At 60.2% G+C, this 11,475-nt stretch carries 10 protein-coding genes and 3 pseudogenes; 9 read left to right on the top strand and 4 right to left on the bottom strand.

The window, feature by feature from the left end; genetic code table 11:
• Together HMPREF1261_RS12605 and HMPREF1261_RS12600 are read left to right on the top strand one after the other, a co-directional pair.
• Positions 1-542 (top strand): IS3 family transposase (locus HMPREF1261_RS12605; RefSeq protein ID WP_023031120.1); only part of this gene is annotated, 542 nt, incomplete at its 5' end.
• A gap of 40 nt (positions 543-582) precedes the next feature.
• Positions 583-669: pseudogene (locus tag HMPREF1261_RS12600) on the top strand (IS3 family transposase); the annotation flags it as partial.
• 2 nt (positions 670-671) lie between these two features.
• Here HMPREF1261_RS12600 and HMPREF1261_RS13105 read toward each other — a convergent pair.
• A complete protein-coding gene (locus HMPREF1261_RS13105) occupies positions 672-947 on the bottom strand; it encodes a hypothetical protein (protein ID WP_023028744.1) in 276 nt (91 codons plus the stop codon).
• Positions 948-1,072: 125 nt separating this feature from the next.
• Here HMPREF1261_RS13105 and HMPREF1261_RS11790 point away from each other — a divergent pair, with 125 nt between their 5' ends.
• The gene (locus tag HMPREF1261_RS11790) at positions 1,073-2,176 is read left to right on the top strand and encodes an iron ABC transporter permease (protein ID WP_023017862.1); all 1,104 of its coding nucleotides are present in this window, start codon (positions 1,073-1,075) and stop codon (positions 2,174-2,176) included.
• The gene (locus HMPREF1261_RS11785; RefSeq protein WP_023031119.1) at positions 2,176-3,240 is read left to right on the top strand and encodes an iron chelate uptake ABC transporter family permease subunit; all 1,065 of its coding nucleotides are present in this window, start codon (positions 2,176-2,178) and stop codon (positions 3,238-3,240) included. Before HMPREF1261_RS11790 ends, HMPREF1261_RS11785 begins: the two co-directional genes overlap by 1 nt.
• On the opposite strand, the gene HMPREF1261_RS11780 is transcribed toward HMPREF1261_RS11785, so the two are convergent.
• Entirely contained in the window at positions 3,227-4,426 is a 1,200-nt protein-coding gene (locus tag HMPREF1261_RS11780) for an IS30 family transposase (protein ID WP_232207963.1), read from the bottom strand. The genes HMPREF1261_RS11785 and HMPREF1261_RS11780 overlap by 14 nt on opposite strands.
• A gap of 522 nt (positions 4,427-4,948) precedes the next feature.
• Between HMPREF1261_RS11780 and HMPREF1261_RS11775 the strand changes: the two genes are divergently transcribed.
• The 5 genes and pseudogenes from HMPREF1261_RS11775 to HMPREF1261_RS12795 form a co-directional block, all read left to right on the top strand.
• Complete coding sequence (locus tag HMPREF1261_RS11775) at positions 4,949-5,860, top strand: iron-siderophore ABC transporter substrate-binding protein (RefSeq protein WP_023017860.1); 912 nt, start codon at positions 4,949-4,951, stop codon at positions 5,858-5,860.
• Positions 5,860-6,642, top strand: coding sequence for an ABC transporter ATP-binding protein (locus HMPREF1261_RS11770; protein WP_023017859.1), 783 nt, complete (start codon positions 5,860-5,862; stop codon positions 6,640-6,642). The genes HMPREF1261_RS11775 and HMPREF1261_RS11770 overlap by 1 nt, the downstream gene beginning before the upstream one ends.
• A gap of 196 nt (positions 6,643-6,838) precedes the next feature.
• Complete coding sequence (locus HMPREF1261_RS11765) at positions 6,839-7,546, top strand: DUF4232 domain-containing protein (protein WP_023017858.1); 708 nt, start codon at positions 6,839-6,841, stop codon at positions 7,544-7,546.
• A gap of 102 nt (positions 7,547-7,648) precedes the next feature.
• Positions 7,649-8,041: a hypothetical protein gene (locus HMPREF1261_RS12590; RefSeq protein WP_023017857.1), complete on the top strand. Its 393-nt coding sequence runs from the start codon at positions 7,649-7,651 to the stop codon at positions 8,039-8,041.
• Positions 8,042-8,148: 107 nt separating this feature from the next.
• A pseudogene (locus tag HMPREF1261_RS12795) lies at positions 8,149-9,103 on the top strand (IS3 family transposase); the annotation flags it as partial.
• Between the two features lie 511 nt (positions 9,104-9,614).
• Here HMPREF1261_RS12795 and HMPREF1261_RS11745 read toward each other — a convergent pair.
• Both HMPREF1261_RS11745 and HMPREF1261_RS13315 read right to left on the bottom strand, forming a co-directional pair.
• Positions 9,615-10,805, bottom strand: a pseudogene (locus HMPREF1261_RS11745) (IS256 family transposase); the annotation flags it as partial.
• Positions 10,806-10,949 carry a hypothetical protein gene (locus tag HMPREF1261_RS13315; protein WP_284902041.1) on the bottom strand — a complete coding sequence of 48 codons (144 nt, stop codon included), beginning with the start codon at positions 10,947-10,949 and terminating at the stop codon, positions 10,806-10,808.
• Positions 10,950-11,475 lie beyond the last annotated feature (526 nt).

Raw genomic sequence — 11,475 nt, 5'->3', positions numbered from 1 at the left:
CAGATCTAGTAGGCCGCAGATTCACAGCTGACAGGCCAAACCACGTCTATGTAGGCGACATTACGTACCTGCCGTGTAAGGGCGGCAAGAACATGTACCTGGCCACGGTCATCGACGTCTACTCGCGCAAACTTGTCGGACATGCACTCGCCGATCACATGCGGGTATCACTGGTTATCGAAGCTTTGTCCCATGCCAGGAAAGTCCGCGGAAGCCTTAAAGGGGCAATTTTCCATTCTGATCACGGCAGCGTGTATACCTCACAAGCTTTTAGGAACTATTGCTCGTCGTTGGGTGTGCGCCAGTCTATGGGAGCGGTAGGAACGAGTGCTGATAACGCCCTAGCAGAATCGTTTAACGCCACGCTCAAGCGGGAAATCTTGCGTGACAGGAAAGTCTTTGACAATCCGATCTCCTGCCGCCAAGAAGTCTTCCGGTGGTGCATGCGCTACAACACACGCCGACGGCACTCCTGGTGCAATCTTTCAGCTCCTGACGTCTTTGAAGCCGAGAATTCAGCTACACTGACTAGAGCAGCATAGCTAACCCCCGACGTGTCCACTTTCCGGGGGTCAGGCCCGGTACAACACCGAACGCATCCAACAACGACTCAAGGGCCTGACCCCGATGCAATATCGGAATCAGACCCTTGAACCCCTCACCGCCTAGAATTAAACCAGTCCAACTTTCGGGGGCCAGTTCACCACGCGCCGCGGGGCCTCCTCGACGGTAAAGTCACCGAACTTGGTGGCCACTGTGACCGGATAGGCCGCGGCGTCGCCGTCAGCCGATGCCGACTGCGCCAACGATGCCGACGATGCCGCCACCGAGTTGTCGGCCGCACCGGAATCGGGGTCCGACGAGCATGCGGCCACACCCCAGCCGACATGGGCGAGCGACAGGAATACCGCGGCCGAGCGACGAGTGCGGGAAGTCCGCAGAGACACAAAAGACTGTCGAATTGAGAAAAGTTAGCCTAACCAACATTAGGTGAACCTATCGCAAGCCGACGAACCTCCAGCAAGGAAAGACAATTCACGTATATCGGAGCAATTAGGGTAACCTTACCTACATGACATCGACGACTCTGCCGACACCGGCCGCGGGCACCCCGCGCGCCGCGGGCCACAGCAGACGACTCCTCGGCCTAGCCCTCCTCGTGGCCGCACTCGCCGCCCTTGTCTTCGCCAGCCTGGCACTGGGCGCCAAGGCGACTTCCATCTCAGAGCTCACCCAGGCCTGGCCCACCGCCTGGGAGATCCTGCGCGGGCACACCGACACTGCCCAGGCCGCCGGCACCGTGGGCAGCAGCGTCGCCGAGATCGCCGGAATCCTTGCCACAATGCGCATCCCGCGCACCGTGCTCGCCATCGTCGTCGGAGCTGCGCTCGGACTAGCCGGCACACTCGTTCAAGGCCTGACCCGCAACCCGCTCGCGGACCCTGGACTACTCGGCGTCAATGCGGGCGCCGCACTCTTCGTCGCGGCGGGCATCTTCCTCTTCGGGCTGACGTCCATGCAGTCGCACCTTTTCCTCGCCTTCCTCGGCGCGGGCCTGGCGGCGCTGCTCGTCTTCGGGCTCTCCGCCGGCGGCATCGGTCGCGGCGACACCCTGGGCCTCGTCCTCGCGGGTTCCGCCCTGTCCGCCGTCCTCGCGGCGGCCACGTCGGCCATCGTCTACATCGATCCCAACGCGCTCGACACCCTCCGCTTCTGGCAAGCGGGGTCCGTCACCGGACGCGGCTTCGACATCATCACCCCTGCGCTCGTGCCGCTCGCCATCGGCGCGGTACTAGCGCTGGCGCTGGGCCCGACGCTCAACATCCTCAATCTGGGCGCGGAGGCCGCGCAGGCGCTGGGCACCAACGTTGCCCGCGCCAATATCCTGGGCCTCGTGGCCATCACCCTGCTGGCCGGCGCGGCCACGGCAGCCGCGGGCCCCATCGGCTTCATCGGTCTCGTGGTGCCCCACGTCGCCCGCGGCATCACCGGCCCGGACTACAAGTGGGTCACCCCCTACTCCGCGCTGGCGGGCGCCTGCCTGTTGCTCGGCGCCGACATCGTGGGCCGCCTCATCATGCGCCCCGGCGAGCTCCAGGCGGGCATCGTCATCGCGTTGCTCGGCGGGCCGGCGTTTATCTGGCTCGTCCGGCACCGAACGGTGGTGAGCCTGTAATGAAGTACCTCAGCCTCGGAAAGTTCAGCTTCCTCTACCACCCGCGCACGCAAGCCTGGACCGCGGCCATCGTGGTCGCGAGCGCGCTCGTGTGGGTCATCAGCCTCGGCATCGGCGAGTTCCCCCTTAACCCCGTCGAGGTCATCGGCGTTCTGGCGGGCGGCGGAAACAAGCTCGAGCGCACCGTCGTCATCGACTGGCGCCTGGCCCGCTCGCTCGTGGGTCTAGCCGTCGGCGCCGCGCTGGGGCTCTCCGGCGCCATCACGCAGCGCATCGCCCGCAACGGCCTGGCCAGCCCGGACATCCTGGGCATCAACCAGGGCGCCACCGTGGCGGCCGTGGCCATCATGGTCTTCGGAGGATCTGCCGGGGCCGGCGGCGCGTTCGGTGCCTACGTCGGCATCCCGCTCGCCGCCATGGCCGGCGGTCTCGCCACCGGCGCGGCCATCTGGATGCTGTCCCGGCGCGGCGGGGTGGATATGTTCCGCCTCGTCCTCGTGGGCATCGGCGGCAACGCCTTCCTTCACGCCTTGGTCACGTACATGTTAGCCGCCACAGATCTCAACACCGCGGCCGCGGCCAAGGTGTGGATGGTCGGCTCGCTCAACGGCCGCACCTTCGAGCACCTATGGCCCACCCTGGGCATGCTCGTGGTGTGTGGCCTAGTGCTAGCCCGCATCGCCATCGATCTGCCCGCGCTGGAGCTCGGCGAGGATTCCGCCCAAGCCCTCGGCGCCCCCTTGAAGAAGATCAACGCGGCACTGCTCATCGTCTCAGTTCTACTGGCCGCGGTGACCGTCTCCGCCGTGGGCCCGGTGGGCTTCGTGGCCTTCGTCTCCCCGCAGATCGCCGCGCGCCTGGCGCGGGTCGGGGCGCCGCCCCTGGGGGCATCGGCGGCCATGGGCGCGCTCATCGTGTGCGTGTCCGACCTCATCGCCCGCTGTGCCTTCGGCTGGGAGATCCCGGTGGGCATCATTACCTCGGTCATCGGCGGACCTTTCCTCATCCGGCTGCTCTCTTGGATTCTAGGGGTCGTTGCAACGATGATGGTTACTTTGGTGTGATACTACCGGTTTGTGTCAGGGCGTTGGTCATTACTTCGGCTGGGGTGCGCCAGTTGAGTGCTTTGCGTGGTTTGTGGTTGTGAATGTTGGCGATCATCTCCAGGTCCTCGGCGCTGTAGATGGACAGGTCGCTGTTTTTGGGAAGGTTTCTCCTGAGCCTGCCGTTGGTGTTTTCGTTGCTGCCTCTCTCCCACGGTGATCCTGGATGGCAGAAGTAGATGGGAATGTCAGTGGCCATGGTAAAGGCTTTATGGCCAGCCATTTCACTTCCTTGGTCCCAGGTAATTGATGACCAGAGTGCTTTATCGATTCCAGCGACAGCCTTGTGCAGGGCTGTGAATACTTCTTTGCTGGTGTGCCTGCCTGGCAGGTGGCCAAGGACAACAAATCGGCTGACGCGTTCTACTAACGTGATCACCGCGGATTGGTTATTTTTACCAAGGATGAGGTCGCCTTCCCAGTGGCCTGGCAAAATACGTTCAGTAACCTCTTCTGGCCGGTCGTCGATGAGGATCATGTCGTCAACGAAGCGTTGCTGGGCCGGTGTGGTGGTGCGTGTGTGGCGTTTCTTGCGTTTCTTTCTGCCGGTAGGCAAGTCCAGGCCAAGGTCTTTGAGTCGTCCTTTGGACTGTAGATAAAAGGCGTCATAAATCGTTTCGTGACTAATGCGCATGTCCTTATCCGTGGGGTAGTCGATGGGCAGGCGATTGGAAATCTCCTCCGGTGACCATTGTGCCCGCAATTGTGCGCATACATAGTCCCATAACCTTTTGTTGGCCAGCAGTTTCGGTATTTTCGGTCGCAATCTCCGCGCACAAGCCTTTAACTGGGCGGTTTCTGCACGATACGGGCCTTCAGCGCTGTGGTTTCTGCGTACTTCACGCTGAATTGACGAGGCACTTCGCCCTAAACGGCGCCCGATTTCCCGCAGCGGCACATGCTCACGAAGAAGGTCGGCGATAATTACGCGTTCTTCAAAGCAAATATAGCGATCACTGATGCGTTTATACGGATCCACACCGCCAGGCAAGGCAGGGGCACAAAGCCGTCCAGATTCGATGACGTCATGGCGTTGGCGCAGCGCTTTCATGAGTCTTTTATACGTGGTGGCATCCTCGCCGACAGGTATGAACTCTTTACGTGGCCCTCCGGATTTGATGAGTCCTTTTTCGAAGTCTAAAGACAATCGACGATCAATTCCTATCCCAGCCCCAGCATCACCAACAGGCAAGCTCGCCAACCGAAGGCGTAAGTATTCCACCCTTAACTGTGTTTGGCGGACTTTCCGGGCATACCTCGTTAGCCGGATATGGCACCCAGCTTCTGTAGCAACGGCATACGCAGCGGTGGGATGCATTCCACACGTTTTGGCGGCTTGGTGTACTGAGAGTCCGCCTTGAACTAGTTCTACAAGCTGTAAAGCCTGGCTACCGCGGCGATCAACTCGTTTGGCTTTATGTATGACTGGCACTCCGTGAGCATGGCAAAAATTCAAAGCATGCACGTAATGACAGCCAAGCTCACCAGCAGCCGAGCGAACGCTACGCCCACTGCCAACCATGGCCACCAAGCCACGACGATCCGACTCAGACAACGAATGAAACGGGCCCACAACTCCAGGCACAACAACACCCTCCTAAGGGAAAGTGTTGCAACGACCCTCTGAACTCAAGTCTGGCAGCAAACTCGAACACGAGAGTAGACAACCATGCAACGACGTAACTTCCTCAAGATCACCGCCGGCCTCGGCGTCGCCGCCTTCGCTGCGGCCTGCTCCAAACAGGAGACTGCGCCGAGCGAGCAGGCGGCCACCTCCGCGGCATCATCCAGCGCCGCCGAGCAGCACCAGCGCGTGATCGCGCTCAACACCGGCCAGCTGGACAACCTCCTCATGCTGCGCATTCTCCCGGTGGGCGCGGCTAAGGCCAAGAACCTGGGCGTCGTCCCGGACTACATCCGCAACCGCTTCGGCTCCGACTTCGATCTGGACTCCATCGCGGACTGCGGCCTACGTGCTAACCCGGATCTGGAGACCATCGCCTCCCTGAAGCCCACCCTCATCTGCGCTAACTTGCGTACGGACGAGGCCATCCTGGAGCAGCTCAAGGCCATCGCGCCCGTCGTCACCGGTGAGGGCGGCGGCGAGAACTGGAAGCAGGACCTCCTCACCATCGCCGAGGCCGTGGGCAAGAAGGACTCCGCCGAGACCCTCCTGGCCGAGTACGAGTCCAACGCCAAAGCCTGGGGCGAGGGCTTATCCTCCAAGCCCACCGTCTCCTTCCTGCGTTCCAAGGACGACCAGTTCCAGCTCTACGGGGTCAACTCCATGGCGGGCTCCGTGGCCGCCGATGCCGGCCTGCCCCGCCCCGCCAACCAAAAGCAGATTAAGAAGGCTGGCCAGGACATCTCCGCCGAGCAGCTCTCCGAGGCCGACGCCGACTGGATCTTCTACGGCGTCAACGCCGGCGCTGCCGACCCCTCGCAGGCCGCCACGTGGCAATCTCTCAAGGCAGTGCAGGCCAACCAGGCCGTGTCCGTGGACTACGAGTCCTGGTACATGAACGCGTCCCTGCTCTCGGCCACCATCATCCTCCAGGGTCTGAAGGACAACATCAAGTAATGAACGCTCGACTTTCCGCGCACTCCGTCTCCGTCGGTTATGGCGATACCGTCATCAGCCGCGACGTCACGCTCGACATCCCCGACGGCCAGGTCACCACGCTCATCGGCGCCAACGGCTGCGGCAAGTCGACCCTCCTGCGCGGCCTGTCCCGCTTGCTCCCACTGTCGGAGGGCTCCGTCACCCTCGACGGGAAGAAGCTGGGTGACTACTCCTCCCGGGAGCTAGCCACGCGCTTGTCGCTGCTCCCCCAGTCCCCCATCACCCCTGCCGGCGTCACCGTCGCAGACCTCGTGGCCCGCGGCAGGCACCCGCACCAGTCCTGGCTGCAGCAGTGGTCCGCCTCCCACTCCGCCGCCGTGGACGAGGCCATGGCGCTCACCAATGTCTTTCAGCTGCGCGACCGCCCCGTGGACTCCCTGTCCGGCGGCCAGCGCCAGCGCGTATGGATAGCCATGGTCCTGGCTCAGGACACCGACATCGTCTTCCTCGACGAGCCCACCACCTATCTGGACCTGGCGCACTCCACAGACGTCCTCGAGCTCGTCTCCACGCTCAATAAGGAACAGGGCAAGACCATCGTCATGGTGCTCCACGATCTCAACTTGGCCGCCCGCTACTCGGACAACCTCGTCCTTATGAAAGACGGCTCCGTCACGGCCCTGGGCTCGCCCGAGTCCACCATCACGCCGCAGGCCCTGCGCGACGTTTTCGGCCTGGACTCCCGCGTCATCGAGGACCCCGTCACCGGCGGGCCGCTCATCGTGCCGGAGCGCCCATAAGCCCCGTCGTTCCCTGCGTTTTTCGATCATGGGAAAGGCGGCGGGAGTTCATCATGTTCACGCTTTCAGTCACAGGACGGCTACTGCACACTGTGTGACACATTCTGCGAATCGTTGCTCATTGCTAGCAAAGACTTAACAGACTCGTGACCAGTAATCTCTAGTCCCCGTCGTGCTGTGAAACTATCCTGTGGGCATGAAGAATCTGCGCGTACTCCTGTCCCTCAGCCTGCTGCTACCACTCGCCGCGTGTTCCGCCGGCGAGGAGGACACTGCGGCACCGTCGGCAGTCACGACCACCGTCGTTCACTCGGCCGACGCCCCTGCGGGTGACGATGCCGCCGACGGCACTGTCGGTGCTGGCGGTGCGGACGCCGCCGATACCGCCACGGCCGACAACGTTGCTTCCGGGGCCGCTCCCGGCGCGTCCGGCACCGCACCAGCCCCAGCATCCTCCACTATCCCGCCCTTGCCCGAGGGCGCCTGCGCCACCTCCCAGCTCTCCGCCGAGATCACCAACGAGCAGGGAGCCGCTGGCTCCCGACTCGTCGACATCGTGCTGACCAATACCTCTGGCGAGGAGTGCACCCTCACGGGCTTCCCCGGCGTCTCCGCCGTCACCGGCAACGACGGCACTCAACTAGGCCCCGCCGCGCTGCGTGAGACCGGCACCGAAGCTGCCACCGTGACGCTGGCGCCAGGGGCCCAGGCCCGCGCGGGGCTCAAGATCACCAACGTGGGATTGCTCGACGCGGCGGCCTGCCAACCTCAGGACGCCGATGGCCTGCGGATCTATCCGCCCGAAAACACCGACAGCCTCTATGTCGCAGTACCGGGCCTGCAGGGCTGCGCGGGCGAGGTCGACATCTTGTCTGTCCAGCCCATTACTGAGCTCTCCCCGTAAATCATTTCGATCTCCTAACAATTTCCAGCTGGTGATAGAACTCGGCTTCGCGCTTCGTTAGTCTCGGCCACGAGTTCGCCCCTCGGACGAAGGACATACACCATGACCACTCTCCCTGTCCTCCTGCCCCAACGCACCGCGCGTGCCGCAGTAGCGGTGGCATCAGCAGCCGCGCTCGTTGCGTCCTGCTCCCTCCCCGACACCCGGCGCGAGGCAGCCCCGTCGGAATCCGCAGTAGCACCTGACTCGACCACGGCGACCGAGTCTGCCTCCAACCCAACAGCGACCTCGAGCACTTCCTCACGCGCGACTCGCAGCAGCACCAGCCCAGCTACGTCGAGCAGGGCGGCATCGACACGCAACTGGCCCGTATCCTTGGCCGAAGAAAGCTGCGACCCGAACGCCAGAGTCGCCGACACCGAAGTCGGCGAATTCGTTGACAAAGGCGAAGCACCAACGGCCATCGTTCATTTCCTGTCGACGGGAGGAGCCTGAACGCGGAGCGCCTCTCAAAGACTTCAAGGTCACCCAAGATTCTTTCGATGCGTGCGAGTGAAGCGTCCTCGGTTTAGTTCCTACCTCAGCTAAGGAAGGATTGAACTATGCCTAGAAAGTATTCCGTCGAGTTCAAGGAGAAGGCGATCCATCAGATCATCGAAATGGTCCGCCTGGAGTCCTGCGCACTGCAACGTGCCTACACAGAGGTCGGTGAGCTGCTAGGGGTATCTCACCCTACGTTGCGGGCTTGGTACCGTGACAGCGCTTCAGTACGTGATGACTCTGACGCTTCATGCGGCGAAACGATGGAAGAAGAGCTTGGGGCGTCTGTGCCGCGAAAACCGCGAGCTGAAACGAGCAAACGGGATTCTTAAGACTGCTTCGGCTTTTTCGCAACGGGACTCCACCGGACCTAAGACCAAATGATCTCCTACATCGACGCGTATAAAGATCAGTTTGGGGCCCGGGGACATCTGCCGAGTCCTTAAACAAGCAGATCGTGGATTCATCACCTCACGCGGCTACCGCAAAGCCACCACACGCGTTCCCAGTGCAAGAACCTTAAGCGATAGCCTGCTCATCCCAGAAATACAGCGTGTGCATGCGCAGAACTTCTCGGTCTACGGCATCCGCAAAATGTGGCACGCCATGAACCGTGAAGGCTTTCATATCGGCCGCGACAAGACCGCACGTCTGATGAAACTCGCAGGTGTTTCCGGCCGCCGACGTGGACGAACCCCTGTGACAACGATTAGCCCGAAGGCACCGGATCATCGCCCAGACCTTGTACAGCGAGACTTCCGTGCGCAGGCGCCAGGCAGGTTGTGGGTTGCCGACATTACCTACGTTCGCACCCTGTCAGGATTCGCCTACACCGCATTTGTCGTGGAAGTCTACAGCCGAAAAATTGTTGGTGTCGCTACACGATCGACAATGCGCACCGATGCGAAGCCCATGGAGGCCTTGGAGGATGCGCTAACGACTGCCGGACGAATCCATGGAAACCAGCTGATTCACCATAGCGATCGGGGCAGCCAGTACGTGTCACTGAAGTATTCCAGGTTAAGGGTCAGAAAGTGTGTCTGGGATCGGGGATTTTTACGCCCTGACCTTTAGGTTAGCGTCAGATATACGCTTTGGGAGCGTATATCTGGCCTTGGGGACGTAAATCCACGTTGTGGCTGACTGCCTGTGGTAGTCGGCGGTGGTGTGGTGCCCCAATGCCAAAGAGTCGACCACGCTGCCACTGCGGCGCCGATACCAAACGCAATGGAACAACCGGCCAGCATTCCTCTGGATGGCTGCGTAAGGCCTACGCTACACCCCAAAATAGGCCGTCCGGAATCCCCAGCGCCGCAGTATTTATCCAGCTCCTCGTGCGTATTGCACCTCTCGGACAGCTCAGGCGTAGCCAGCTCAATGAAATGAGGCTAGTGCCACACCACGTCGGGGCGGTGGTTAAACCGGTCTTGATTGGTGGCGTTGCCTAGGTACCACGACCGAGACTGCTCCAACACCATCTACGCCCCGTCAAGGGAGCGTGTCAAGTTGTTTGTGTGTGGGGCTAGGTTTATAGGTAATTGTCGAAGCGGTCGGGGTAGGCCACGGCCATTTGGTTGATGGCTTGTTTCCAGCCGGAAACTCGGGCTCCTTCCATGAGTCTGCCGGCTGTCGCTGAGACTCGTTTCCCCTGCTTCGCCCTCGTGGCAGCTCGTTTGTCTTCGATATTGCAGATCATCAGCCATAGCGTTTTGAGCGCTGAATCATCGTTGGTGAACTGCACCCTGTTGCGGGTAGCTTTACGCAGTTCATTGTTGAATGATTCAATCGAATTCGTCGTATAGATAACCTTTCTGGCCGCTGGTGGGAACTGGAGAAACGGTACGAAACGCTGCCAAGCATCTCGCCAGACCTTGACTGAGCGTGGATACTTTTCTCCCAATTCAGAGGCTTCAAAATCGTCTAAGGCAGCCTGAGCTGTTGTTTCATCCGCGGCGGTGTAAATCTTTTTCAACGCGGCCGATACGCCCCAGCGATCCCCATAGGCTACCCACCGGTTAGCGGCGCGAATCAGGTGCACGATACAGGTTTGCACCATAGAGTTCGGCCAAGTTGCCTCAACTGCTTCAGGCAGGCCTTTAAGCCCGTCACAGCAGACGATAAAGACATCTTTGACCCCACGGTTAGAAAGATTGGCGCATACCTGCGCCCAAAATGAAGCGCCTTCTTCTTTGGCAATCCACAACCCCAAAATATGCTTGATACCGTCGAGATCCACGCCGATAGCCATGTACGCGGACTTATTGACCACCCGGCCACCATCCCGGACTTTAATGCGCAGCGCATCCAGAAAAACCACGGGGTAGAACTCATCTAACTGGCGGTTTTGCCAGACCATGACCTCATCGAGGACAGCATCGGTGACTGCGGAAATCGTCTCATGGGAAATATCAACCCGCATCGCCGTTGCCATATGGTGCTGGATGTCCCTAATTGTCATCCCACCGGCATACAAGCTGACGATCATGTCATCGACATCAGTCAAACGCCTAGAACCTTTAGGAACCATAGTCGGCAAGAATGTACCAGCCCGATCCCTCGGGACATCAACGGTTAATGGCCCATAGTTAGAATCCACGGTCTTTGGATACGACCCGTTGCGGTAATTGTCTGTCCCAGCAGCAGCTTTAGCGCTCCTGTCGCCAGACTCGTAGCCCAAATGGGCATCCATTTCAGCGTTGAGTCCCCTGGTAATCGAGGCCTACAACATGCCGCGAACCAAGTCATTGGCATCCATTGTCGACCTGCCTAGGTCATCAATCAGCTTCGCGATCTCAGGGTTAGCAAGCAGCTTCTTTTCAATCGCATCAATCTTGGCCTTATCAGCCGGATCTCGTCGTGCCACACTAGTCATTCTGATCCATCTCCTCGTGCAGGTTAGGTACCCACACACAAACCATCAGACACTCTCATCATAGTTGTCAATTCGTTGTCACAAACCGGGTCATCGTAAATTATCCCCTGGTCAGACCATTAAATTACGGCAGGCCGCGTGAGTTCGAGTCTCACCAGGGGCACGGTACAACCCCGCTTCCTTCCGGAAAAATATCCACGAAGGAAGCGGGGTTTCGTCATGCCACTTTCTTTCTCTTACCACGGCCTCGATTCAGCGTATATCCTTCCGCGAATTGCATATTTACACAACGCCCGAGAACCATGAATGCTGCAAAATAATACCCTCTTACCTCGAGACTTTAAGCACACGCCCATCTCATATAGGGTAGATAACCGTTAAAGTAATGAAAGATATGCAGGATTAGGCCACCTCGGGCGCAGCGTCGCCGCACGGTTTGGTTCTGAGCAACGAGTTTTTGGCACCCAGAGTGGCCCGTCAACCGCAGTCATGTCTTATACCCAGGTAGATTTTTAAT

It is taken from the genome of Corynebacterium sp. KPL1818, assembly GCF_000478135.1.
Lineage (GTDB): Bacteria > Actinomycetota > Actinomycetes > Mycobacteriales > Mycobacteriaceae > Corynebacterium > Corynebacterium accolens.
The sequence above is the reverse complement of the archived record's forward strand: the minus strand, read 5'-3'. Positions and strand labels throughout refer to the sequence as shown.